The sequence below is a fragment of the Azotobacter bryophylli genome, from assembly GCF_042643485.1.
GTDB classification, from domain to species: Bacteria; Pseudomonadota; Gammaproteobacteria; order Pseudomonadales; family Pseudomonadaceae; genus Azotobacter; species Azotobacter bryophylli.
Genome location: NZ_JBHRSJ010000016.1, coordinates 101,935 through 126,800 on the forward strand (window position 1 = coordinate 101,935; position 24,866 = coordinate 126,800).

18 protein-coding genes and 3 tRNA genes are annotated in these 24,866 nt (G+C 63.9%); 9 read left to right on the forward strand and 12 right to left on the reverse strand.

The window, feature by feature from the left end; all coding sequences use genetic code 11:
- Positions 1-84: 84 nt before the first annotated feature.
- The 4 genes from ACFOJE_RS09040 to ACFOJE_RS09055 form a co-directional block, all read right to left on the reverse strand.
- Positions 85-2,784 carry a nitrate reductase gene (locus ACFOJE_RS09040; protein ID WP_377813990.1) on the reverse strand — a complete coding sequence of 900 codons (2,700 nt, stop codon included), beginning with the start codon at positions 2,782-2,784 and terminating at the stop codon, positions 85-87.
- A gap of 125 nt (positions 2,785-2,909) precedes the next feature.
- Complete coding sequence (nirD, locus tag ACFOJE_RS09045) at positions 2,910-3,236, reverse strand: nitrite reductase small subunit NirD (RefSeq protein ID WP_377813991.1); 327 nt, start codon at positions 3,234-3,236, stop codon at positions 2,910-2,912.
- A 73-nt stretch (positions 3,237-3,309) separates the two neighbouring features.
- Positions 3,310-5,760: a nitrite reductase large subunit NirB gene (gene nirB, locus ACFOJE_RS09050; protein ID WP_377813992.1), complete on the reverse strand. Its 2,451-nt coding sequence runs from the start codon at positions 5,758-5,760 to the stop codon at positions 3,310-3,312.
- A gap of 283 nt (positions 5,761-6,043) precedes the next feature.
- Positions 6,044-7,255 carry a NarK family nitrate/nitrite MFS transporter gene (locus tag ACFOJE_RS09055; RefSeq protein WP_377813993.1) on the reverse strand — a complete coding sequence of 404 codons (1,212 nt, stop codon included), beginning with the start codon at positions 7,253-7,255 and terminating at the stop codon, positions 6,044-6,046.
- Positions 7,256-7,840: 585 nt separating this feature from the next.
- Between ACFOJE_RS09055 and ACFOJE_RS09060 the strand changes: the two genes are divergently transcribed.
- Positions 7,841-8,767 carry a 1-phosphofructokinase family hexose kinase gene (locus ACFOJE_RS09060; RefSeq protein WP_377813994.1) on the forward strand — a complete coding sequence of 309 codons (927 nt, stop codon included), beginning with the start codon at positions 7,841-7,843 and terminating at the stop codon, positions 8,765-8,767.
- Between the two features lie 46 nt (positions 8,768-8,813).
- Here ACFOJE_RS09060 and alaC read toward each other — a convergent pair whose 3' ends face one another.
- The 4 genes from alaC to acnB form a co-directional block, all read right to left on the reverse strand.
- A complete protein-coding gene (alaC, locus tag ACFOJE_RS09065) occupies positions 8,814-10,055 on the reverse strand; it encodes an alanine transaminase (protein ID WP_377813995.1) in 1,242 nt (413 codons plus the stop codon).
- Between the two features lie 116 nt (positions 10,056-10,171).
- Positions 10,172-10,750, reverse strand: a complete 579-nt coding sequence (locus ACFOJE_RS09070) for an ANTAR domain-containing response regulator (protein WP_377813996.1) — start codon at positions 10,748-10,750, stop codon at positions 10,172-10,174.
- Complete coding sequence (locus ACFOJE_RS09075; protein ID WP_377813997.1) at positions 10,732-11,982, reverse strand: CmpA/NrtA family ABC transporter substrate-binding protein; 1,251 nt, start codon at positions 11,980-11,982, stop codon at positions 10,732-10,734. Before ACFOJE_RS09075 ends, ACFOJE_RS09070 begins: the two co-directional genes overlap by 19 nt.
- A 215-nt stretch (positions 11,983-12,197) precedes the next feature.
- Positions 12,198-14,807, reverse strand: a complete 2,610-nt coding sequence (gene acnB / locus ACFOJE_RS09080) for a bifunctional aconitate hydratase 2/2-methylisocitrate dehydratase (RefSeq protein WP_377813998.1) — start codon at positions 14,805-14,807, stop codon at positions 12,198-12,200.
- A 394-nt stretch (positions 14,808-15,201) separates the two neighbouring features.
- Between acnB and ACFOJE_RS09085 the strand changes: the two genes are divergently transcribed.
- Positions 15,202-15,678, forward strand: coding sequence for a DUF1289 domain-containing protein (locus ACFOJE_RS09085; protein WP_377813999.1), 477 nt, complete (start codon positions 15,202-15,204; stop codon positions 15,676-15,678).
- Between the two features lie 25 nt (positions 15,679-15,703).
- On the opposite strand, the gene ACFOJE_RS09090 is transcribed toward ACFOJE_RS09085, so the two are convergent.
- Positions 15,704-16,582 (reverse strand): universal stress protein, encoded by an 879-nt coding sequence (locus tag ACFOJE_RS09090; protein WP_377814000.1) that lies wholly within the window; start codon positions 16,580-16,582, stop codon positions 15,704-15,706.
- 235 nt (positions 16,583-16,817) lie between these two features.
- On the opposite strand from ACFOJE_RS09090, the gene miaE reads away from it, so the two are divergent.
- A complete protein-coding gene (gene miaE / locus ACFOJE_RS09095) occupies positions 16,818-17,414 on the forward strand; it encodes a tRNA-(ms[2]io[6]A)-hydroxylase (RefSeq protein ID WP_377814001.1) in 597 nt (198 codons plus the stop codon).
- A gap of 10 nt (positions 17,415-17,424) precedes the next feature.
- Here miaE and lpxH read toward each other — a convergent pair whose 3' ends face one another.
- Positions 17,425-18,147 (reverse strand): UDP-2,3-diacylglucosamine diphosphatase, encoded by a 723-nt coding sequence (gene lpxH / locus ACFOJE_RS09100; protein ID WP_377814002.1) that lies wholly within the window; start codon positions 18,145-18,147, stop codon positions 17,425-17,427.
- 5 nt (positions 18,148-18,152) lie between these two features.
- Positions 18,153-18,647, reverse strand: coding sequence for a peptidylprolyl isomerase (locus ACFOJE_RS09105; RefSeq protein WP_377814003.1), 495 nt, complete (start codon positions 18,645-18,647; stop codon positions 18,153-18,155).
- Positions 18,648-18,802: 155 nt separating this feature from the next.
- On the opposite strand from ACFOJE_RS09105, the gene ACFOJE_RS09110 reads away from it, so the two are divergent.
- Together ACFOJE_RS09110 and cysS are read left to right on the forward strand one after the other, a co-directional pair.
- On the forward strand, positions 18,803-20,473 hold the full coding sequence (locus tag ACFOJE_RS09110; protein ID WP_377814135.1) for a glutamine--tRNA ligase/YqeY domain fusion protein: 1,671 nt from the start codon (positions 18,803-18,805) through the stop codon (positions 20,471-20,473).
- Positions 20,474-21,859 carry a cysteine--tRNA ligase gene (gene cysS / locus ACFOJE_RS09115; protein ID WP_377814004.1) on the forward strand — a complete coding sequence of 462 codons (1,386 nt, stop codon included), beginning with the start codon at positions 20,474-20,476 and terminating at the stop codon, positions 21,857-21,859.
- 78 nt (positions 21,860-21,937) lie between these two features.
- Here cysS and folD read toward each other — a convergent pair whose 3' ends face one another.
- Positions 21,938-22,792 carry a bifunctional methylenetetrahydrofolate dehydrogenase/methenyltetrahydrofolate cyclohydrolase FolD gene (gene folD / locus ACFOJE_RS09120; protein WP_377814005.1) on the reverse strand — a complete coding sequence of 285 codons (855 nt, stop codon included), beginning with the start codon at positions 22,790-22,792 and terminating at the stop codon, positions 21,938-21,940.
- A gap of 261 nt (positions 22,793-23,053) precedes the next feature.
- Between folD and ACFOJE_RS09125 the strand changes: the two genes are divergently transcribed.
- The 4 genes from ACFOJE_RS09125 (at position 23,054) to tig (ending at position 24,814) form a co-directional block, all read left to right on the forward strand.
- Positions 23,054-23,130 (forward strand) — tRNA-Arg (locus ACFOJE_RS09125).
- 29 nt (positions 23,131-23,159) lie between these two features.
- A tRNA-His gene (locus tag ACFOJE_RS09130) sits at positions 23,160-23,235 on the forward strand.
- 57 nt (positions 23,236-23,292) lie between these two features.
- Positions 23,293-23,377 (forward strand) — tRNA-Leu (locus tag ACFOJE_RS09135).
- Positions 23,378-23,503: 126 nt separating this feature from the next.
- Complete coding sequence (gene tig / locus ACFOJE_RS09140; RefSeq protein ID WP_377814006.1) at positions 23,504-24,814, forward strand: trigger factor; 1,311 nt, start codon at positions 23,504-23,506, stop codon at positions 24,812-24,814.
- The last annotated feature ends 52 nt before the right edge of the window (positions 24,815-24,866 follow it).

Genomic DNA, 24,866 nt, shown 5'->3' on the forward strand with positions numbered 1-24,866 from the left:
CGATGCCGCCAGGCATCGCAATTGCCGACCTCGCGGCCGGTCGGTGGGTTACGACCTGCGGTCTAACCCACCCTACGGTCCACGTCAGGCCGGGACTGTGGCCAGCAGGCGCTTGATTTCCGGCACGCAGGAGCCGCAGCTGGTGCCACATTTGAGTTCCTGCTTGAGGCCGTCGAGGTCGAGGCCGCGCTCGATGCCGGCGCGGATTGCCGCCTCGCCGACGTTCATGCAGCTGCACACCGTCCTGCCCTTGGCGGCGGCGCCGCCCGGTGGGGTGCTCAGCGGGGCGAGCAGCCAGCGGCGCAGTTCGGCGTCGGCGCGGCCTTCCTCCCACAGCGCCTTCAGCCAGTCGCGTGCAGCGGTTTCGCCGGTCAGGCGGATCGCCCGGATGCGCCCGTCCTCGATGCGCACCCGTTTGCCGACGGTGCGCCGAGGGTCGTCGTAGGCCAGCACCGGGCCGGCGTCGAGGTTGAGCAGGGCATCGATGCGCGCCAGCAGTGCGGCGTCCGGCGGTACGGGGCTGGCGGCCTTGACCAGCAGCGCCGGGCGCTCGCGGCCGGTGAGGGTCAGGCTGGCGTAGGCGAACTCCTCCAGCAGCGGGCGCAGTTCGGCGAAGCGCTGCTGGACCTCGCCCTCGACCAGGGCGAACAGCTGCCAGGGCAGCTCGACCTTCTCCACCTCGGCGCCGGCGTGCTTGAGTTCCGGCTGCTTCGATAGCGGGTCGCAGGCCGGCAGGGTCAGCACGTTGGTGCCCAAGCCCTTGAGGAAGCGGTCGCCCCAGTGCATCGGCAGGAAGGCCTGGCCGGGGCGCACGCTCTCGTCGGCCTGCACCGGGAGGATCAGCGCGCCGCGCCGGCTGCGCAGCCTGACCAGCTCGCCGCTGGCCAGACGGCGGCGTCGCAGCTCGTCCGGGTGCAGGCTGAGCATGGCCTCCTCGACGTGGCCGAACAGCCGGGCGACGGTGCCGGTGCGGCTCATGCCGTGCCACTGGTCGCGCAGGCGGCCGGTGTTGAGGGTCAGTGGGTAGCGTGCCTCGCGCTTCTCCTGCGGAGCGCGGTAGGCATCGGCGACGAAACGGGCGCGGCCGCTGGCGGTGGGGAACACGCCGTCGCCGTACAGGCGCGGCGTGCCGGCGCTGGCACCGGCCGGGAACGGCCATTGCTGCGGGCCGAGGTCGTCGAGCAGCGCATGGCTGAGGCCGGACAGGTCCAGGTCGCGGCCGGCGGTCAGCACCTTGTACTCGTCGAACAGCGCGGCCGGGCTGGCGAAGGCGAACAGGCTCGACCGGCCGGGGCGCAGGTGTTGTTCCAGGCGGCGGGCGAAGTCGCAGACGATCGCCCAGTCGGCGCGCGCCTCGGCCGGCGCCGGCACGGCGCGGCGTACGTGGCTGACGCGCCGCTCGGAGTTGGTCACCGAGCCTTCCTTCTCGCCCCAGCCGGCGGCGGGCAGCAGCAGGTCGGCGTAGCGGCAGGTCTCGGTGGTGGCGTAGGCCTCCTGCACCACCACGAACGGGCAGGTGGCCAGCGCCTCGTGGATCTTGCTCTGGTCGGGCATCGACTGCGCCGGGTTGGTGCAGGCGATCCACAGCGCCTTGACCTTGCCGGTCCGCACCGCCTCGAACAGCTCGACGGCGCTCAGGCCGGGCGCTTCCGGCAGGGCGTCGACGCCCCAGTAGGCGGCGACCTCGGCGCGGTGCTCGGCGTTGCCGGCCTCGCGGTGGCCGGGCAGCAGGTTGGCCAGGCTGCCGGTCTCGCGCCCGCCCATGGCGTTGGGCTGGCCGGTCAGCGAGAAGGGCCCGGCGCCGACCTTGCCGATCTGCCCGGTGGCCAGGTGCAGGTTGATCAGCGCGCTGTTCTTGGCGCTGCCGCTGCTCGACTGGTTGAGGCCCATGCACCACAGCGACAAAAAGGACGGCGCCTTGCCGATCAGTTCGGCGCAGCTCTGCAGGTTTTCAACGGAGATGCCGCAGATGTCCGCCACCGCCGCCGGAGTGTAGTCGCGCACCAGCGCCTTCAGCGCGTCGAAGCCCTCGGTGTGCGTGTCGATGAAGGCGCGGTCGATCCAGCCCTCCCAGAGCAGGATGTGCAGGATGCCGTGGCACAGCGCCACGTCGGTGCCGGGGAGGATCGCCAGGTGCAGATCAGCCAGCTCGCAGGTGTCGATACGCCGCGGGTCGACGACGATGATCTTAATTTCCGGGCGCTGCGCTTTGGCCGCTTCCAGGCGGCGGAACAGCACCGGATGGGCGTAGGCCATATTGCTGCCGGCGATCAGCAGGCAGTCGCTCTGCTCGATGTCTTCGTAGGAGCAGGGCGGTGCGTCGGCTCCGAGGCTGCGCTTGTAGCCGACCACCGCCGAGGACATGCACAGCCGCGAGTTGCTGTCGATGTTGTTGGTGCCCACCAGGGCGCGGGCCAGCTTATTGAAGGCGTAGTAGTCCTCGGTGAGCAACTGGCCGGAGATGTAGAAGGCCACGCTATCCGGGCCGTGCTCGCGGATGGTTTCGGCGAACACTGCAGCGGCGTGGTCGAGGGCGCTATCCCAGTCGGTGCGGGCGCGCGCCAGAGCCTTGCCGAGGCGCAGCTCGGGATACAGGGCGCGGGCGGCCAGGTCGCCGGTCAGGTGCAGGGTCGAGCCCTTGCTGCATAGGCGGCCGTAGTTGGCCGGGTGGTTCGGGTCGCCGGCGACGCCGTGGATGGTCGCGCCGTCGTGCTCGATCAGCACGCCGCAGCCGACGCCGCAGTAGCAGCAGGTGGAGGCGGTGGTCTCGGTCGCGCGGGTCATGGCTGTCGCTCCGTATAGTTCTGGGTCGCAGGGTGGACAACGTTCTGCTTGTCCACCGATTCGGAGGTGGTGCTGGTGGAAAAGCCTGTGGCGTTTTCCACGGGGTGGCCATTGCCACCCTACGTTCAGGCGCAGTCCTCGAGGGTCTTCAGGGCCAGCAGCACGCGGCCGCCCTCGACCTTCACGGGGTACTTGTGCGTGCAGCCGACGTCCGGGGCCAGCGCCTCGCCGCTCTCCAGGTCGATCTGCCAGTTGTGCAGCGGGCATGCCACACGCTTGCCGTGGATCAGGCCCTGGGACAGCGGGCCGCCCTTGTGCGGGCAGCGGTCGTCGAGGGCGAACACTTCATCCGCAGACGTTCTGAACAGCGCGATGTCGCCATTCGGTCCCGCGACGATGCGCGCGCCGAGCACGTTGATCTCTTCTAGGGCGCAGATATCCAGCCAGCTCATAAAATCTCTCCAGAGGTTAGGGCGATTCCGGCTCGCTCCCCCCGCCAGACCGGTGGGAGGAGCAGGGCACGGCTCAAACGGTTTCCAGTTCCTTGACCGGAATGCGCTCGAATTCCTTCTTCAGCGCCAGGGTCTCGATCTGCTGCTGCCACGGGTCCTGCTCGAAAGTCAGGGCGAACAGCAGGCGCTGATGCAGGGCCTTGCGCCGTTCGGCGTCTTCGAGCACCGCCCGTTTGACGTGCTCCATGCCGACGCGGTGCAGGTAGTGCACGGTACGCTCTAGGTAGAAGGCTTCCTCGCGGTAGAGCTGGAGGAAGGCCAGGCTGTATTCCATCACCTCCTCGGCGCTGCGGACCTTGACGAAGAACTCGCCGGCTTCGGTCTTGATCCCGCCGTTGCCGCCGACGTAGATCTCCCAGCCGGAATCCACGCCGATGATGCCGACGTCCTTGATCCCCGACTCGGCACAGTTGCGCGGGCAACCGGACACCGCCAGCTTGACCTTGTGCGGCGACCACATGCCGAACAGCGCGTGCTCCAGATCGATGCCCATCTGCGTCGAGTTCTGCGTGCCGAAGCGGCAGAACTCGCTGCCGACGCAGGTCTTCACCGTGCGGATGGACTTGCCGTAGGCGTGGCCGGAGGGCATGTCGAGATCCTTCCAGACCCCCGGCAGGTCTTCCTTCTTCACCCCGAGCAGGTCGATGCGCTGGCCGCCGGTGACCTTGACCATCGGGATCCGGTACTTGTCCGCCACGTCGGCGATGCGGCGCAGCTCGGCCGGGCTGGTCACGCCTCCCCACATCCGCGGGACCACCGAGTAGGTGCCGTCCTTCTGGATGTTGGCGTGGGCGCGCTCGTTGATCAGGCGCGACTGCGGGTCGTCCTTGGCTTCCCCGGGCCAGGTGGAGATCAGGTAGTAATTCAAGGCCGGACGACAGGTCGTGCAGCCATCGGGGGTGCGCCATTCCATGAAGGCCATGGCATCCCGGATGCCGGTCAAATGGTGCTCGCGGATCGCCTTGCGGATCTGGCCGTGGGTGAGATCGCTGCAGCCGCAGACGGCCTTTTCGCTCTTCGGCTTGACGTCTGCCGCACCGCCGACGGTGTTGATCAGGATCTGCTCGACCAGGCCGGCGCAGGAGCCGCAGGAGCTGGCGGCCTTGGTGTGCTTCTTGATCTCGTCGACGCTGAACAGCCCCTGTTCCTGGATGGCCTTGACGATGGTGCCCTTGCATACGCCGTTGCAGCCGCACACCTCCATGTCGTCCGACATGCTCGCGGCCTTGTTCTGCCCCTGATGGCCGGCATCGCCGATCGAGCTTTCGCCGAACATCAGGTGGTCGCGGATCTCGGCGACGTTGTGCCGCTCGCGAATCTGGCGGAAGTACCAGCCGCCGTCGGCGGTATCGCCATAAAGACAGGCGCCGACCAGGACGTCGTCCTTGATCACCAGTTTCTTGTAGATGCCGCCGATGGGGTCGGAGAGGGTGATGCACTCGGTGCCTTCCTCGCCCATGAAATCACCGGCCGAGAAAAGGTCGATACCGGTCACCTTGAGCTTGGTCGACGTCACCGATCCCTCGTAACGGGCGAAGCCGAGCATGGCCAGGTGATTGGCGCAGACCTTGGCCTGTTCGTAGAGCGGCGCGACCAGACCGTAGGCGATGCCGCGGTGGCTGGCACACTCGCCGACCGCATAGATCCGCGGATCGAAGGTCTGCAGGGTGTCGTCGACCAGGATGCCGCGGTGGCAGGCGAGGCCGGCCCTTTCCGCCAGCTCGGTGTTGGGGCGGATCCCAGCGGCCATCACCACCAGGTCGGCCGGGACCACTTCGCCGTCCCTGAACTCCGCTGCGCATACCCGGCCCTGGCCATCGTCCCGCAGGGCGGCGGTCTGGGTGTTCAGGCGGAAGCGGATGCCGCGTGCCTCCAGGGCGGCTTGCAGCAGCCTGCCGGCGGTCTGGTCCAGCTGACGTTCGAGCAGCCAGCCGCCGAGATGCACCACGGTGACCTCCATGCCGCGCAGCCGGAGGCCGTTGGCCGCCTCCAGGCCGAGCAGGCCGCCGCCTACGACCACCGCATGGCGATGGGTTCTGGCGGTCTCCATCATCGTCTCGGTGTCGGCGATATCGCGGTAGCCGATCACGCCCTTCAAGTGGTTGCCGGGGATCGGCAGGATGAAGGGGTTGGAGCCGGTGGCGATGATCAGGCGATCGTATTCCGCTTCGCTGCCGTCGTCGGCGACCACCCGGCGCCTCACCCGGTCGATCTCGACCACCTTGCGGTTGAGCAACAGGCGGATGCCGTTCTGCGCATACCAGTCCAAGTCGTTGAGCACTATGTCGGCAAAGGTCTGCTCGCCGGCGAGCACCGGGGAGAGCAGGATGCGGTTGTAGTTCGGGTGCGGTTCGGCGCCGAACACCGTGATGTCGTAGAGATCGGTGGTGAGCTTGAGCAGCTCCTCCAGGGTGCGTACTCCGGCCATGCCGTTGCCGATCATCACCAGTTTGAGTCTTTTCACGGTTCTTCTCCGTCACGGAAAGCGGAAAAACAAAAAAGGCGTCCCGCCGGTTGCCCGGCGAGGACGCCTTTGTCCTGTTCCCGTTCTATCGGGAAGTACGCCCCTCCACGTTGAGGGCCGTACCTATGTCATCTGTCCCATGGATCAAGCAGGAGCTGTGCCAACTTGCTTGCTACCCGGTTCGCGGGTATTTGCGAGGGTGGCGAGGGTCTCTGATCCCATCGCGTGCACAGCTTTAAGGCGCTGCGCACGGATTCGGTGCTTCTGGGGTTGCTCCCGTCACTCATACCCGTGCGGCGGATACCGCAGCCGAGCCCCAGGTGTTGCGCCAGCGTTCCTTGACGCTGTGCAGGCCGAACCAGGCGATGACGGCCAGCCCGGCGAACAGCCACAGGCCGAGCTGGTAGTCGCCGGTTGATTGCTTGATGACGCCCAGGCCGGCGGTGAGGGCGAAGCCGCCGATTCCGCCGGCCATGCCCACCAGGCCGGTCATGACGCCGATCTCCTTGCGAAAGCGCTGGGGGACCAGCTGGAACACCGCGCCATTGCCGGCCCCGAGGCTGAGCATGGCCGCCACGAACAGGCCCAGGGCGGCCGTCGCGCTGGGCAGGTTGAAGCCGAGGATGGCCAGGCAAATGGCGGCCAGGGTGTACATGGTCAGCAGGGCGCGGATGCCGCCTATGCGATCGGCCAGTGCGCCGCCGAGCGGGCGCAGCATGCTGCCGGCGAATACGCAGGCGGCCGTGTAGTAGCCGGCTAGGACCGGATCGAAGGCGTACTGGTCGTGGAAGTAACCGGGCAGGGTGCTGGCCAGACCGAGGAAGCCGCCGAAGGTGACGCTGTAGAACAGCATGAACCACCAGCTGTCGGGCGCGGACAGGGCCTTCAGGTAATCGCCCAGGGCCTTGGGTTGCGGACGCTCCGGCGCGTTCCTCGCCACGCTGGCGAAGATGACCAGGGTCAGCGACAGCGGGATCAGGGCGAGCCCGAACACGTTGCTCCAGCCGAACGCCGCCGCCAGGCCGGGGGCGAAGAGGGCCGCTAGCACGGTTCCGGAGTTGCCGGCGCCGGCGATCCCCATGGCTTTCCCCTGGTGCTGCGGCGGATACCATTGCGATGCCAGCGGCAGCGCGACGGCGAAGGAGGCGCCAGCGAAGCCGAGGGCCAGACCGAGCAATAGGGCTTCCTCGTAGCTATGGATGCCCAGTTTCCAGGCGGCGGCTAGCGCGGCGATGACGATCAACTGGCCGAGCAGGCCGGTGGTTTTCGGCGAGGTGTGGTCGGCCAGCATGCCGAGAACCAGCCGCAGCAGCGCTCCGGACAGGATGGGGGTGGCGACCATCATGGCCCGCTGCTGGGTGCTCAGCCCGAGATCGGCCGAGATCTGCACGCCCAGCGGGCCGAGCACGTACCAGACCATGAAGCTCAGGTCGAAATAGAGAAAGGCTGCGAACAGCGTCGGCGCATGGCCGGCTTTCCAGAAACTCGTATTCATCAGACACCTCATCGGCGAAGGGGTGGGGCTCCCGCGGTCCATCGCCTGGGGCGAGGCCGAACGGAATTGCAGTAATCAGGCCGGTGGCCTCTCTTCCTGCCCCGAACGCTGGGGCTTCTGAAACGCGAAAGGCGCCGCAACACGACTCGCCGGAGCGAGGTGGTGCGACGCCTTTGTCGTTCGACAGGCAACCGCCGTTGGCTGCCCTGTGCCGATCATTTAGCAAGAGACGCGCCAGGAGGTGAAAAGCGCCGTTCTCCCGCTTTCGGAGGCGATCCGGGTGGTTCGGTGAAGCAAAAGGGGGCGGGCGCCGGCTGAAGGCGCGAGCATGGGGCACGGTGGGATTAGCCAGGACTCGCCTGGCTCCATGCGTTCCTGATTGATGGGTTGGCGGCGGTGCTCTTGGCTGCTGGCGGAAACGATATACTCAGTGCACTCCAAGGAGGCCGCCGGACTCGCCCGTGACCGGCGGTCTGGTCGGAGCATCGCCTTGGCCGGCCGGCCCGATGGCCTTCGCTCCAGCAGGCGGGCGGAGGCAGGGCAATGCGCTGCGCCTTCATTTGCAAACCCAGCGGAAACATCCCCATGCCTTGCATCGCCACCCTGACCCTCAACCCCGCGGTGGATCTCTCCACCAGCACCGCGCGCGTCGAGCCGACCAGCAAGCTGCGTTGCAGCCTGCCGCACTACGATCCCGGGGGCGGCGGCATCAACGTGGCACGGGTGGTTCGCATCCTGGGTGGCGATGCCGTGGCGGTATATCCTGCCGGCGGTCCGCTCGGCGACATGCTGCGACAGATGCTGGAGCGGTTGGGGCTGCCGCAGAGACCGGTGCCGATCGCCGGGGATACCCGCGAGAGCTTCACGGTGGACGAAGGGGACAGCGGCCTGCAGTACCGCTTCATCCTGCCCGGCCCCGCGCTATCCGAGGCGGAACAGGCTCTCTGTCTGGAGACCCTGGCCCGGATCGACCCGCCCCCCGCCTTCCTGGTGCTCAGCGGCAGTTTTCCTCCCGGTGTCGAGCCGGCGTTCTTCGACCGGTTCGCTGCGCTGGCCCGGCGACTCGGCGCGCGTCTGGTGCTCGACTGTTCCGGCGAGGCCCTGCGCTACGCGGCGGCGCAGGGCGGCATCTACCTGCTCAAGCCGAGCCAGCACGAACTAGCCACCCTGATGGGCCGTCCGATGGACAGCGAAAGCGATCAGGAAGCTGCCCTGCGCTCGCTGATCGAGCAGGGCGTCGCCGAAATCATCGTGCTTTCCCGCGGCGCCAAGGGGGCGATGCTGGCGACCCGGGCGGGCGTCGAACACCTCGCGGCCTTCGATGTGCCGGTCCGAAGCACCGTGGGCGCCGGGGACAGCATGGTCGGTGCCATGGTGAGGGCGCTGGCCGCTGGAGCAGATCTGCAGGCAGCGGTGCGTTACGGACTGGCTGCCGGTTCGGCGACCATCATGCAGCCGGGTACCGGGTTGTGCCGGTCGGAGGACGTGGAGCGGTTGTTCCGGGAGGGATGAAGCGGGGGGGGGGGCCCCGCCTCCTGTTTCCTCGCCGTGGACGAGGCTAGCCGGTGATCGGCTCCTTGCCGGGCTTCTCTGCGCCGGCCGGCAGCAGGCCGTCGGCCCGGAACATGGCCTTGATGCCGCGGATGGCCTGGCGGGTGCGGTCGAGGTTCTCGATCAGGGCGAAGCGCACATGGTCGTCGCCGTAATCGCCGAAGCCGATGCCGGGCGAAACGCAGACCTTGGCATCCATCAGCAGTTTCTTGGAGAACTCCAGCGAGCCGAGGTGAGCATAGGGCTCGGGAATCTTCGCCCAGATGTACATCGACGCCTTGGGCTTCTCCACCATCCAGCCGATCTCGCGCAGACCCCGCACCAGCAGATCGCGGCGCTGGCGGTACTGCTCGGCGATGTCGCGCACGCACTGCTGGTCGCCTTCCAGGGCGGCGATGGCCGCCACCTGCAGCGGCGTGAAGGTGCCGTAGTCGTGGTAGCTCTTGATCCGCGCCAGGGCGTTCACCAGTTCTTCATTGCCGACCATGAAGCCGATGCGCCAGCCGGCCATGTTGTAGCTCTTCGACAGGGTGAAGAACTCCACCGCCACGTCCTTGGCGCCCGGCACCTGCATGATCGACGGGGCCTTCCAGCCGTCGAAGACGATGTCGGCGTAGGCCAGGTCGTGCACGACCAGGATGCCGTACTGTCTGGCCAGCGCCACCACCCGTTCGAAGAAATCCAGCTCCACGCATTGCGCCGTGGGATTGGAGGGGAAGCCGAGGATCATCATCTTCGGCTTGGGAATCGCCTCGCGGATCGCCCGCTCCAGTTCGGCGAAGAAGTCCACGCCCGGTACCAGCGGCACCGAGCGCACTTGGGCGCCGGCGATCACCGCGCCGTAGATGTGGATCGGGTAGCTGGGGTTGGGCACCAGCACGGTGTCGCCGTGGTCGAGAGTGGCGAGCATCAGGTGCGCCAGCCCCTCCTTGGAGCCGATGGTGACGATGGCTTCGCTGTCCGGGGCGATGTCCACGGCGTAGTGCTCCTGGTACCAGCGCGAGATGGCGCGGCGCAGGCGCGGGATGCCGCGCGAGGTGGAGTAGCCGTGGGTGTCCTCGCGCTGGGCGACCTGGACGAGTTTCTCGACGATGTGCGGCGGCGTGGCGCCGTCGGGGTTGCCCATGCTGAAGTCGACGATGTCCTCGCCCCGGCGGCGGGCGGCCATCTTCAGCTCGGCGGTGATGTTGAAAACGTAGGGGGGCAGACGATCGATGCGCGCAAAGCGGCGCTTGCCGTGTTCGGCCATGATTTCCTCGAGAGACGTAAGCGCCCGGAACCGTCCGAGCGACGTTGGCCACTATCCTGGCCAGGCGCCAAAATACGCCAGGCACGGCGGGGCCGCAAGCCGGCAGGGTAGCGCAGCTAGCCGCCCAGCATGTCGTGCATCGCGATGATCTGCTCGGCCACCTGGATCAGCTTCTGCTGGCGGCTCATGGCCTGGCGTCTCATGAGGGTATAGGCCTCCTCCTCGTTGCAGCCTTTCATCTTCATCAGCAGCCCCTTGGCCAGTTCTATGCGCTTGCGCTCGGCCAGCTGCGCTTCCCTGGCCTGCAGTTCGGCGCGCAGGGCCTGATCGCTCTCGAAGCGTGCCATGGCGACGTCGAGGATCGGCTGCAGACGGGCGGCCTGGATGCCCTCGACGATGTAGGCGCTGACCCCGGCCCTGATCGCCTGGCGCATCGCCGCCGGATCGTGCTCGTCGGTGAACATCACGATCGGTCTCGGGCGGTCGCGGCTGACCAGCACCACTTGCTCCATCACGTCGCGTCCGGGCGAGTCGGTATCGATCAGCACCACATCCGGTCGCACGGCCTCGATCCGGGCCGGCAGGTCGATGGTCAGGCCGGACTCGTCGACCACTTCGAATCCCGCCTGGCTCAGCGCGGCCCTCAGGCGGCCGACCTTCTTTGCCGTATCGTCAATCAGGAGGATGCGCAGCATGATGAATTCCCATCCTTTCGAGGCTCTGACTCGGTGGCGTCGCTCAGGGCGTGCAGTGCGAAGCTGCGGGCGTAGCCGGCGGGATCGGAGCCGTCCCAGCACTTGCCGTCCAGCAGGGTCGAGCGGCGCATGGGCGAAGCGGGCAGTGGAATGCCCAGGGCATCGGCGGCTTGGCGGTACGTTTCGAGTCGTTGTACGCGCTCGGCGACGGCCAGATAGTCCGGATCTTCGCGCAGCAGGCCCCAGCGCCGAAACTGGGTCATGAACCAGAGCCCATCGGAAAGATAGGGCTGGTTGACCTCTCCGTCGGCATGAAAGCGCAGGGCATGGGCATCCGTCCAGGCGTGTCCGTTGCCGTCCTCGTATCGACCGAGGAAGCGCGGCTCGATCACACGGGGAGGGGCGGCCACGTAGTCGCGGGCGCTGATCAGACGGGCGGTGCTGGCCTTGTTCTCCTCGCTGGCGTCGATGAAGCGGCTGGCCTCCAATACCGCCATGATCAGCGCCCGAGCCGTGTTGGGATATTGCTCGACGAAGTCGCGGGTACAGCCCAGCACCTTTTCCGGATGATCGGGCCAGATCGACTGGCTGGTCGCGACGGTGAAGCCCACACCCTGGTCGATGGCGAAGGCGCCCCAGGGCTCGCCGGCACAGAAGCCGTCGATGCCCCCGGCACGCAGATGTTCGACCATCTGCGGTGGTGGCACGACCAGGGTTCTGACGTCGTCCAGGGGATGAATGCCCAGGCTGGCCAGCCAGTAATAGAGCCAGAGAGCGTGGGTACCGGTGGGGAAGGTCTGGGCTAGGAGGAGTTTTGCATCATTCCGGTGCGCCCGTGACGCCAATGCCTCGCCGCTGTCCACGCCAGTTTCTCTCAGTCCGGTCGAGAGACTGATGCTCTGACCATTCTGATTCAGTCCCATCAGGACCGCCATATCGGTCGCCTGGGTGCCGCCGATACCGAGCTGCATGCTGTAGATCAGTCCGTACAGGGCCTGGCCGGCATCCAGTTCGCCGCTAAGGAGCCTGTCGCGCATGCCGGACCAGGAAACCTGTCGTTTCAGGTTGAGTGTCAGCCCATAGGGCTCGGCGAAGCCCTGGGTCGCGGCAACGATCAGGGATGCCGCATCGGTCAGCGGCATGAACCCCACGTTGATCGACGGCTTTTCCGGGGCGTCGCTTCCGTCCACCCAGGCTCGGACATCGGCTCTGGACTTGGCTTGATCGGTCATGGTCTTCATCCAGCCTTGAATGAAAAAGGCGCCGCACGACGGCTGCCGGAAGCAGTGTCGAATGCGACGCCATTGTCGAGAAAGGGAGGCCCGCCGTTGGGCTATCCCCGTGATGAGAGGGTAGAAGCAATCGACATGCCAGGCTCTTGCCCTCCATCCGGTAGCCGAAAAGAAGAAGCCCCGCCGAGGCGGGGCTTCTTCGTTACCTATCGCTCTTAGGCTTGAGCGACCGGGATCTTGGCGTTGGCCGCGGCTTCGCGGAACTCGGCGATCTGGTCGAAGCTCAGGTAGCGGTAGATATCGGCAGACATGCTGTCGATGTCCTTCGCGTACTGCATGTATTCCTCGACGGTCGGCAGCTTGCCGAGGATCGAAGCGACGGATGCCAGCTCGGCCGAAGCCAGGAACACGTTGGTAGCGTCACCCAGACGGTTCGGGAAGTTACGGGTCGAGGTGGAGACCACGGTGGAACCGGTCTGTACGCGAGCCTGGTTACCCATGCACAGCGAGCAGCCCGGCATTTCCATGCGGGCGCCAGCGCGGCCGTAGATGCCGTAGTAGCCTTCTTCGGTCAGCTGGTGAGCGTCCATCTTGGTCGGCGGGGCCAGCCACAGGCGGGTCGGGATGCCGCCCTTGACCTTGTCGAGCAGCTTACCGGCAGCGCGGAAGTGACCGATGTTGGTCATGCAGGAACCGATGAACACTTCGTCGATCTTCTGGCCTGCAACGGTGGACAGCAGACGGGCGTCGTCCGGATCGTTCGGGGCGCACAGCACCGGCTCTTTCACGTCGGCCAGATCGATCTCGATCACGGCGGCGTATTCGGCATCCTTGTCGGCTTCCAGCAGTTGCGGTTTGGCCAACCAGGCTTCCATCGCCTGGGCACGACGTTCCAGGGTGCGGGCATCGCCGTAGCCTTCGCCGATCATCCAGCGCAGCAGGGTGATGTTGGACTTCAGGTACTCGGCGATGGCCTCTTCCGGCAGCTTGATGGTGCAACCGGCAGCAGAACGCTCGGCAGAGGCGTCGGACAGCTCGAAGGCTTGTTCGACGGTCAGGCCGGTGAGGCCTTCGATCTCGAGGATGCGGCCGGAGAAAATGTTCTTCTTGCCCTTCTTCTCGACGGTCAGCAGGCCCTGCTGGATGGCGTAGTAGGGGATCGCATGCACCAGGTCACGCAGGGTGATGCCGGGCTGCAGTTTGCCCTTGAAACGCACCAGCACGGATTCCGGCATGTCCAGCGGCATTACGCCGGTGGCGGCGGCGAAAGCCACCAGGCCCGAACCGGCCGGGAAGGAGATGCCGATCGGGAAGCGGGTGTGCGAGTCGCCACCGGTACCCACGGTATCCGGCAGCAGCATGCGGTTCAGCCAGCTGTGGATGATGCCGTCGCCCGGACGCAGGGATACGCCGCCGCGGGACATGATGAAGTCCGGCAGGGTGTGGTGGGTCTTGACATCGATCGGCTTCGGATAGGCCGCGGTGTGGCAGAAGGACTGCATCACCAGGTCGGCGGAGAAGCCCAGGCAAGCCAGGTCTTTCAGCTCGTCGCGGGTCATCGGGCCGGTGGTGTCCTGGGAGCCGACGGTGGTCATCTTCGGCTCGCAGTAGGTGCCCGGGCGCACGCCCTTGCCTTCCGGCAGACCGCAGGCGCGGCCAACCATCTTCTGAGCCAGGGTGTAGCCCTTGCCGCTGTCGGCCGGAGCTTCCGGCTTCTTGAAGAGGGTGGACGGAGCCAGGCCCAGTTCGGCACGGGCCTTCTCGGTCAGACCTCGGCCGATGATCAGTGGAATACGGCCGCCGGCGCGGACTTCGTCCAGCAGCACGTCGGTCTTCAGCTGGAAGGTGGTGACCAGCTCGTCGCTGCCATGGCGGCGCACTTCGCCCTTGACCGGGTATACGTCGATGACGTCTCCCATGGCCAGGTTGGTGCAATCGAATTCGATCGGCAGAGCGCCGGCGTCTTCCATGGTGTTGTAGAAGATCGGGGCGATCTTGGTGCCGAAGCAGAAGCCACCGGCGCGCTTGTTCGGGACGTAGGGGATGTCGTCGCCGAAGAACCACAGCACAGAGTTGGTAGCGGACTTACGGGAGGAACCGGTACCGACCACGTCACCGACGTAGGCAACCGGGAAGCCCTTGGCCTTGGCGGCTTCGATCTGCTTCAGCGGGCCGACGGAACCCGGCTGTACCGGCTCGATGCCGTCGCGGGCCATCTTCAGCATGGCCAGGGCGTGCAGCGGGATGTCGGGGCGCGACCAGGCGTCCGGAGCGGGGGACAGGTCGTCGGTGTTGGTTTCGCCCGGGACCTTGAACACGGTCAGGGTGACTTTTTCCGGTACGGCCGGCTTGGCCAGGAACCACTCGCCGTCAGCCCAGGATTGCAGCACGGCCTTGGCGGCAGCGTTGCCCTTCTTGGCGCGCTCGGAGACGTCGTGGAAGGCATCGAACATCAGCAGGGTGTGCTTGAGTTGCTCGGCCGCGGCGTTGGCCAGTTCGGCGTTGTCCAGCAGCTCGACCAGGGTGGAGATGTTGTAGCCACCCTGCATGGTACCGAGCAGTTCGACGGCGCGCTGCTTGCTGATCAGCGGGGAAGAGGTTTCGCCCTTGACGATGGCGGTGAGGAAGCCTGCCTTGACGTAGGCGGCCTCATCCACGCCGGCGGGGACGCGGTTGGTGATCAGGTCAACGAGGAAATCTGCTTCGCCGGCCGGCGGGTTTTTCAGCAACTCGACCAGGCCCGCGGTTTGTTCGGCGTTCAGCGGCTGGGGTACGACACCCAGAGCGGCACGCTCTTGTACGTGTTTGCGATAGGCTTCAAGCACAGTTTTACCCTCATCATGGTCCTGGCAGTTCCAGGACACTCATCCTGGGAATCGCCGAGCACATGCGCCCTACCGCTTTATGGGCAGCACGGCCATGACTACGGCGATCCCCCTCAAGAAGCTGTTTTCAAAGTTTTACGCCGAGGGCGAGGGGCGCTGGCACCATGTGCCGGGATGCTAGCGCCGGATTCCGTCCCGCTCGGATATGCTGTTGCGACTGTGCTCGTGACGCTTTGAAAACAGCTTCGACCGGATAGTGACGCCTAAAAAGGCCCTGAGAGTCTAATGGAAAGCAGTGGCAAAGTTAAGCTACGCACCGTTCATGGCGGGATGACCGCCCTTAGACAAAGGGCTAAGATGCCGCCCCGCATTTCCGTTACAGCTGTTCTTCACCATGTCCATTCAGCGCGTCAAGACGCCTTGCGTCGGTCTTTGTTCAACGGTCTATGGCGATCTGGTCTGCCGGGGCTGTAAGCGCTTTCACCACGAGGTGGTGAACTGGAACCGCTACGACGACGAGGAGAAGCGGGCGGTCTGGCGGCGCCTCGAGAGCCTGCTGGTGCAGGTGGTGCAGGCCAAGCTGGAGGTGTTCGATGCGGCGAAGCTACGTCAGCAACTGGAGCTGCGCCAGATCCGCTTCGTCGCCGAGCAGTCGGTCTATTGCTGGGCTTACCATCTGATCGCGCGCGGGGCTCGGGCCATCAATCAACTGGGTGCTTATGGTATCGCCCTATTGCCCGAGTTTCGCGATTGGGATCTTCCCGCTCTGCGCGATGCCATCGATCGGGAGTTCTTCCTGCTGTCCGAGGCCCACTACGAGCGCTACATGGCTCCGCGGTTTCTGCACGAGGGGATGGAGAACCGCAACTGAAGGAGTCCGGGGCAGGGGTGGGGGCTCAGAAATGGGCGATCATCTCCTCCAGTTCTTCGATGACTCGCTCAGGTTTGATCACCAGTACGTCGCTTTCTAGGGCGTCCAGCACGATCTCGGCGGTATTCCCGATCAAGGCTCCCGATAGTCCGGTGCGGGCGATGGTCCCGATCACCGTCACCACGGCATGCAGGTCGCCCGCGAGCTGCGGGATCAGGATGTCCGCAGCGCCTTCCACGACATGCAGCCGCTCGTCGGTAATGCCGTATCGTGCCTGGAAGTCCTGCTGATCTTTCCGATGGTGTGTTTGGATTTCTTGCTCGGGCTGAAAGCCCGGGTCAGCGGCCGAGACCAGCGGCGAGGGTTGGGCGTAGAGAACGTGCAGCTCGCCATGGGTCAGCTCGGCTAAGGCTGAGCCATACTGCAGGATGCTTCCGTGCAGGGTGTCGTGCTGGCGCTCGGCATTGCCGATGTCGACAGCGGCGAGAATTTTGCCGCCCTTCCAGGGCTTATCGGTTTTGACCATCAGAAGCGGTGCAGAGCAGCAACGCAGCAGCTTCCAGTCCTCCGGCGTGAGCAGAGCCTTTTTCAGCGGGTTGTCGGCTCGGTGCTGTTTGATGACCAGATCGCAGCCTGATGCCTGCTGGGCAATGGTTATGGTCTGATGCAGGTTCTTGTGCCACGCCTGCTGTGTGCTGATGACGAATCCGTCCTCGGAGAGGCAGGACCGAAGTTGATCGAGGAGCGGGGAATGATCGTCCTTCTCGTCGCAGACCAGTAAATGAAGCTTCGGCTTGAGGGCATCGGGCCGATCCGGGCTTGCGATCAGGCGGCCGCGTTGGAGTGCCAGCATTTCCGGCTGTTCGGGATCGATCACAATCAGGATGTTGTCGATGGCTTGCATGGTCGTGAGCTCTACAAGGGGTGATATTGCCCAACTATAGATGCCAACGGTTGCGGCCCGTTGATGCCCATCAAGCAAGACTGGTTGACGTGCGTATGTATAATGCGCCCCGTTTTCGGCTCCCGACTTTCAATCCATGCCTCGATCCAGTCAAAACGAGTTTCCGTTGCCCAATTCCTGCCCTGGCGATACCGGGGCTCCGGCCCGCGCCTCGGCTCTGAGGGGGGGCTAGCTGATGCAGGAGATGCTGGATTTTCTTGCTTGCGCAACGCCCCAGAGCTGGATCGAGGCGGCCTTGAAGCAGCAACAGGTATTGCTCATCGATCACAAGAACTGCGAGTGGAAGGCCGCCGCGACAGCCTTTCATCTCATGGGCAAACACGCCACCAAGCTGGATCTGGTCAACAAGATGAGCCGCCTCGCCCGCGAGGAGCTGGTGCACATGGAGCAGGTTCTGCGCATCCTCAAGAAGCGGAACATCGCGCTGGTGAGCGTTTCGGCCTCTCGCTATGCCAGTAGTCTGCGCGAGCTGGTCAGGGCACAGGAGCCTTACAGGTTGACAGACACCCTGGTGATAGGTGCTTTCATCGAATGCCGATCCTGCGAGCGTTTCGCGGCATTGGCGCCGCATCTGGACGAGGAGCTTGGCACCTTCTACGGGGGGCTGCTCAAGTCGGAGTCCCGTCACTTCCAGGATTATCTGAAACTTGCCTATACCTATGGCGAAAGGGCTGACGTCGACGCGGCGGTGGATCGGGTGCGTGCTCTCGAGGCCGAATTGGTCAGCAGTCCGGACAGGGAATTCCGCTTCCATAGCGGCTGTCCCGTCTGATCGAGGCGGACTAGATAGCCACGGGCTCCAGACGGAAGCCCTGTCGGTCGACCTGTAGTACCCAGGCCTGGCTGTCCCAGTCGCCCAGTACGATGCGGCGGGCCTGGCGTCCGTTGAGCTGGAATTCATGCACCGCCGGACGGTGCGTGTGCCCGTGAACCATTATCTGCACGCCATGCCTGGCCATTAGCGGCGGCACCTCCTCTGGAGTCACATCGGTGATTTCGACGGGCTTTCGCAGTGTATGCACGCGGCTTTCCTTGCGCAGTCGTCGAGCCAGCCGGCGCCGAGTGGTCAGTGGTAGATGGTGCAGTATCCATAGCGATAGCGGATTGCGCAGCCAGCGACGCAGGCGCATGTAGGCCTCGTCGCCGGTGCAGAGTCTGTCGCCATGCGTCAGCAGGACCCGTTCGCCTCCGAGTTCGACGACGCTGGCATCGACCAGCAGCCTGCAGCCTGCCTCATCACAGAAGCGCTTGCCGATCAGGAAGTCGCGATTCCCATGCATCAGAAATATGTGGGTTCCGTGCTCGGCCAGTTCGCGCAGCGCCTTGGCGATGGAATGGTGGAAGCGGCTCATGGCGTCGTCGCCGATCCAGGACTCGAAGAGATCGCCGAGTATGTAGAGTGCTTCGGCCTTGCGAGCGCGCTCCTGCAGGAAAAGCAGAAACGCCCGGGTGATTTCCGGGCGTTCCTCTTCCAGGTGCAGATCGGAGATCAGCAGCGTGGTCATCGGGTTTATTCGACGATCTCGGCCTTCTCGATGATTACGTCGTCCTTCGGTACATCCTGGTGGCCAGCGCGCGAGGTCGTGGCGACATTCTTGATCTTGTCGATCACATCCATGCCTTCGACCACCTTGCCGAACACGGCATAGCCCCAGCCTTGGGTGGTCGGTGCGCTGTGATCCAGGATGCTGTTGTTGGCGACGTTGATGAAGAACTGCGCGCTGGCCGAGTGCGGGTCCATGGTGCGGGCCATGGCGATGGTGCCGATCTCATTGGACAGGCCGTTGTTGGCCTCGTTCTTGATGGGCGCGCGGGTGGACTTCTGCTTCATGCCCGGCTCGAAGCCGCCGCCCTGGATCATGAAATTGCCGATGACACGGTGGAAGATGGTGTTGTCGTAATGGCCACTACGCACGTATTCCTCGAAGTTGGCCACGGTTTCCGGGGCTTTATCGGCGAATAGTTGCAGGGTGATAGTGCCGTGATTGGTATGCAGCTTGATCATGGGGGATTTTCCACTTGATGGGTGGTAAAGGCCTCGGAGGCACCGCCTGGCGTTGTTGCAGCGGGGTGTCTGTCGGGGGCTTGATGGGTTCGCTATCATAAGCGCTTTGCATTGGCCGGCCTACCCTGGCCGGCGCTGACATGTCCAAGGATCCCATGAGCAAGCCCGAGACTTCCGCCGCCGCCGCGAATTTCCTCCGTCCCATCGTCCAGGCCGACCTGGAGAGCGGCAAGCACGCCAAGATCGTCACCCGCTTTCCCCCGGAGCCCAACGGCTACCTGCACATCGGGCATGCCAAGTCGATCTGCCTGAACTTTGGTCTGGCCGAGGAGTTCGGTGGCGAGTGCAACCTGCGCTTCGATGACACCAACCCGGCCAAGGAGGATCAGGAGTACATCGATGCGATCAAGAGCGACGTAGAGTGGCTGGGCTTCCGCTGGGCCGGTGAGGAGCGCTACGCCTCCAACTACTTCGACCGGCTTTACGAGTGGGCCGTGCATTTGATCGAGGCGGGCAAAGCCTACGTCTGCGACCTGTCGCCGGACGAGGCGCGCGAGTATCGTGGAAGCCTGACCGAGCCGGGTAGGAACAGCCCGTACCGCGAACGCTCGGTGGAGGAAAACCTCGATCTGTTCGCACGCATGAAGGCCGGTGAATTCCCGGATGGGGCCAAGGCGTTGCGTGCGAAGATCGACATGGCGTCCCCCAACATGAACCTGCGTGATCCGATCCTGTACCGCATTCGTCACGCCCATCACCATCAGACCGGCGACAAGTGGTGCATCTATCCGAGCTACGACTTCACGCACGGCCAGTCTGACGCCATCGAAGGCGTGACCCATTCGATCTGCACCTTGGAGTTCGAAGATCACCGTCCGCTCTACGAGTGGTTTCTCGACAACCTGCCGGTGCCCTGCAAGCCGCGCCAGTACGAGTTCGCTCGCCTCAACCTGAATTACACCATCACCAGTAAGCGCAAGCTCAAGCAGCTGGTCGACGAGGGGCATGTCAACGGTTGGGACGACCCACGTATGTCGACCCTTTCCGGCTACCGCCGCCGCGGCTACACCCCGGCATCGATCCGCCACTTCTGCGACCTGATCGGCGTCAACCGCGCTGGCGGTGTGGTCGACATCAGCATGCTGGAGTTCGCCATTCGCGAGGATCTGGACGCCAACGCCGCGCGTGCCATGTGCGTGCTCAAGCCGCTCAAGGTGGTGATCACCAACTATCCCGAAGGCCAAGTCGAGAACCTCGAGTTGCCGCGCCATCCCAAGCAGGACATGGGCGTTCGCGTGCTGCCGTTCTCCCGCGAGATCTACATCGATGCCAGCGATTTCGAAGAAGTCCCTCCGGCCGGCTATAAGCGCCTGATCCCCGGCGGCGAAGTGCGCCTACGCGGCAGTTACGTGATCCGCGCCGACGAGGCGATGAAGGACGAAGCCGGTAACATCGTCGAGCTGCGCTGTTCCTACGACGAGAACACCCTCGGAAAGAACCCGGAAGGCCGCAAGGTCAAGGGTGTGATCCACTGGGTGCCGGCCGCCGAGAGCGTCGAATGCGAAGTGCGTCTCTACGACCGCCTGTTCAGAGTCGCCAACCCGGAGAAAACCGAAGAGGGCGGTAGTTTCCTCGATAACATCAATCCGGATTCGCTGGTGGTGCTCAAGGGTTGCCGTGCGGAGCCGTCGCTGGCCAACGCGGCGCCTGCGGAGCGCTTCCAGTTCGAGCGTGAAGGTTACTTCTGTGCCGATCTGAAGGACTCCAAGCCGGGTGCGCCGGTGTTCAACCGCACCGTCACCTTGCGTGACTCCTGGGGGCAGTGAATGACGCTTTCCATCTTCAGCACCCTGTCCAAGAGCAAGGACGAGTTCAAGCCGCTGGAAGGCAACAAGGTGCGCATGTACGTGTGCGGCATGACCGTCTACGACTTCTGCCATATCGGTCACGCGCGAGTGATGGTGGCGTTCGACGTGGTCGCCCGCTGGCTGCGCCATCGCGGCTATGAGCTGACCTACGTGCGTAATATCACCGACATCGACGACAAGATCATCAAGCGTGCCAACGAGAACGGCGAGAGCTTCGATACCTTGACGGCTCGCATGATTGCCGCCATGCATGAGGACGAGGCGCGTCTCAACGTGCTGCGCCCGGACCTAGAGCCGCGTGCCACCGATCACATCGCCGGCATGCACTGGATGATCCAGACCCTGATCGACAAGGGCTACGCTTACGCGCCGGGCAACGGCGACGTCTACTACCGGGTCGGTAAGTTCGAGGGCTATGGCAAGCTGTCGCGGCGCAAGATCGAGGATCTGAAGATCGGCGCGCGCATCGAGGTCGATGAGGCCAAGGAAGATCCTCTCGACTTCGTGCTGTGGAAGGGCGCCAAGCCGGGCGAGCCAAGTTGGGAATCGCCTTGGGGGAGCGGCCGTCCGGGCTGGCACATCGAGTGCTCGGTGATGTCCACCTGCTGCCTGGGTGAGACCTTCGACATTCATGGTGGCGGTCCGGATCTGGTGTTTCCGCACCACGAGAATGAGATCGCCCAGAGCGAGGCGGCCACCGGCAAGCTCTACGCCAATACCTGGATGCATGCAGGGGCGGTGCGTGTCGACGGTGAGAAGATGTCCAAGAGCCTTGGCAACTTCTTCACTATTCGTGAGGTGCTGGAGAAGTATCACCCGGAGGTGGTGCGCTACCTGTTGGTGTCCAGCCACTATCGCAGCCCGATCAACTACTCCGAGGACAGCCTGCGAGAAGCGAAGGCCGCGTTGGAGCGCTTCTACAACGGCCTGAAGGGGCTGCCGGACGTCCAGGCGGCTGGCGGTGACGAGTTCGTTGCACGCTTCGGTGCGGCGATGGACGACGACTTCAACTCGCCGGAGGCCTGCGCTGTGCTGTTCGAGATGGTTCGGGAGGTTAACCGCCTGCGCGAAACCGACCTGAGCGCTGCTGCCGCACTGGCCGCGCGTCTGAAGGAGCTGGCTGATGCGCTCGGTGTACTGCAGCTCGATCCCGATGCCTTCCTGCAGGCCGGTGCCGAAGGCAGGGTCGACGCCTCCGAGGTGGAAGCACTTATCGCCGCGCGTCTGCAGGCGCGAGCTGAGAAGAACTGGACCGAATCCGACCGCATCCGCGATCAGCTCACTGGCATGGGTGTGGTGCTGGAAGATGGCAAGGGCGGGACTACCTGGCGTCTTGCGGACTGAGAAAGGCTGAGTGAGGTCCGGGTAGGAAAAAGGCACCTTCGTGGTGCCTTTTTTGTGTCGCCGAATCTTGGGCTCGACTTATTTGTGCAAATGCTCGGCGGCGTACAGGGTGTTCTCCAGCAGGCAAGCGCGAGTCATGGGGCCGACACCGCCGGGAACGGGGGTGATCCAGCCTGCACGCTCGTAGGCGGTTTCGAACACGACGTCCCCGGTCAGCTTGCCATTAGCCTGGCGATTGATGCCGACATCTATGACGATCGCGCCTTCCTTGATCCACTCGCCCTTGACCAAGCCGGTGATTCCGGTGGCGACGACTACCAGGTCGGCGCGTCTGATATGGGCTTCGAGGTCCCGGGTGAAGCGGTGGGTCACGGTGGTCGTACAGCCAGCAAGCAGTAGCTCCAGCGCCATGGGGCGGCCGACGATATTGGAGGCGCCAACCACGACAGCGTCCAGTCCATGAAGGTCGATACCGGTGCTTTCCAGCAGCGTCATGATGCCTTTGGGGGTGCAGGGGCGGAGCAGGGGAATGCGCTGGGCAAGACGGCCTATATTGTATGGATGGAAGCCATCGACATCCTTGTCGGGACGGATGCGCTCTAAAAGCTGAGAGGCATCGAGATGCTTCGGCAATGGTAGCTGCACCAGGATTCCATCAATGGACGGATCTTCGTTGAGATTGTCGATCAGGGTCAGAAGATCATCCTGGCTCGTATTGACCGGCAGGTCGTAGGCATGGGACTGGAAGCCTACTTCTTCGCAATCCTTGCGCTTGTGTGCGACGTACACTTGGGAGGCCGGATCGTTGCCCACCAGGATTACTGCCAGGCCGGGCGCTCTTAGTCCCTGCTGGAGGCGTTCGGCGACACGTTGGGCGATCTCCTGGCGGAGGCTGGCGGCGATCGCTTTGCCGTCGATCAGTTTTGCGGTCATGACGCGTGCTTAACCATGGGAGTGTTAAAAGAGTGCTCATTGTCGCATGTGAAGAATAGTGGGCAAAGGCGATGGCGGGAGCAAATTCCTTCGGAATCCGCATCTTGCTGATTTGTTTAAAAAAGTTGTTGACGGGATGTCGGTGTCTCTTTAAGATTCGCCCCGCTTGCCGAGCACAGCCTGCTACAGGATGTGAAGCTGGTAGTATCAGCTTCTGATAAGGCTTAAAGTTTGCGCTCTGCTCAGAATGCAAATGAATAAGCGCCCGTAGCTCAGCTGGATAGAGCATCCGCCTTCTAAGCGGATGGTCGCAGGTTCGAGTCCTGCCGGGCGCGCCAAGAGCGGCTGGCACAAGCAATGAAATATGGTGGGCGTAGCTCAGTTGGTAGAGCACAGGATTGTGGCTCCTGGTGTCGTGGGTTCGATTCCCATCGTCCACCCCATATTCCAGAAAACGCCAGGCCACCTAGGTCTGGCGTTTTCGTTTGAAGGTTTGCCACGCGGATGTGGTGGAATTGGTAGACACACTGGATTTAGGTTCCAGCGCCGCAAGGCGTAAGAGTTCGAGTCTCTTCATCCGCACCATCTTTTATCCCTCCCGATTGCCGCCTGCGCTCTCTAGGGTGACTTCTCACAATCGACCCACTAGAATGCATGCCCTTGATTCGGGGCCGTTACGGCCGGCTAACGTATGTGCAACGAGGAATACCCATGCAAGTTTCTGTTGAAAGCACCTCCGCTCTTGAGCGTCGGCTGACTATCGGCGTGCCGGCTGAACGCATCGAGAGTGAAGTCAACAAGCGTCTAGAGCAGACCGCCCGTCGTGCCAAGATCCCGGGTTTCCGTCCGGGTAAAGTCCCGATGAGCGTGATTCGTCAGCGCTATGAGGATGCGGCTCGTCAGGAGGCTCTTGGCGACGTCATTCAGGCTACCTTCTATGAAGCCGTAGTCGAGCAGAAACTGAAGCCGGCTGGTGCTCCGTCTGTTGAGCCGAAGGTGTTCGAGAAGGGCAAGGATCTTGAATACATCGCTACCTTCGAGATTTATCCGGAATTCGAAGTGACCGGCTTGGAAAGTATCGCTGTCGAGCGCCTGCAAGCTGAGGTGATTGACGCCGACGTAGACAACATGCTGGAAATCCTGCGCAAGCAGAATACCCGTTACGAGCAGGTAGAGCGCAAGGCGCGTAACGACGATCAACTGAACATCGATTTCGTCGGCAAGATTGATGGTGAGGCTTTTGCTGGTGGATCTGCCAAAGGGACTCTGCTCGTATTGGGTTCTGGTCGCATGATCCCCGGTTTCGAGGAGGGGCTGGTTGGCGCCAAGGCTGGCGATGAGCGCGTGCTTTCGCTGGTCTTCCCCGAGGACTATCAGAATCTGGATCTGGCTGGCAAGGCTGCGGAGTTTGCTGTAACGGTGAACTCTGTCGCCGAGGCTAAGCTGCCAGAGCTGAATGCGGAATTCTTCGCGCTGTTCGGTATCAATGAATCCACCTTGGAAGCGTTCCGCGCCGAGGTTCGTAAGAACATGGAGCGTGAGCTGCGCCAAGCGATCAAAGCCAAGATCAAGAATCAGGTGATGGACGGTTTGCTCGCCGCCAACCCGGTTGAAGTGCCGAAGGCGCTGGTGGAGAGCGAAGTGAATCGCCTGCGCGTCCAGGCTGTTCAGCAATTTGGCGGCAACATCAAGCCGGAGCAGCTGCCTGCCGAGCTTTTCGAGGAGCAGGCTAAGCGCCGCGTGGTTCTGGGGCTGATCATTGCCGAGATGGTCAAGCAGTTTGAGATCAAGCCCGACGAGCAGCGTGTCCGTGGTCTGATCGAAGAAATGGCTGCGGCCTATCAAGAGCCGGAACAGGTGATCTCTTGGTACTACAAGAACGAGCAGCAGTTGAACGAGGTTCGTTCAGTTGTGCTGGAGGAGCAAGTTGTAGATACTGTCCTCCAGAAGGCCAACGTAACCGACAAAGCGGTCTCCTACGAAGAAGCTGTCAAGCCGGCGGAAGCTAAGCAAGCCGCCTGATCCTTCCCTCGTTCGAGCACAACCATAAGCCAGCCTTCGTGCTGGCTTATGC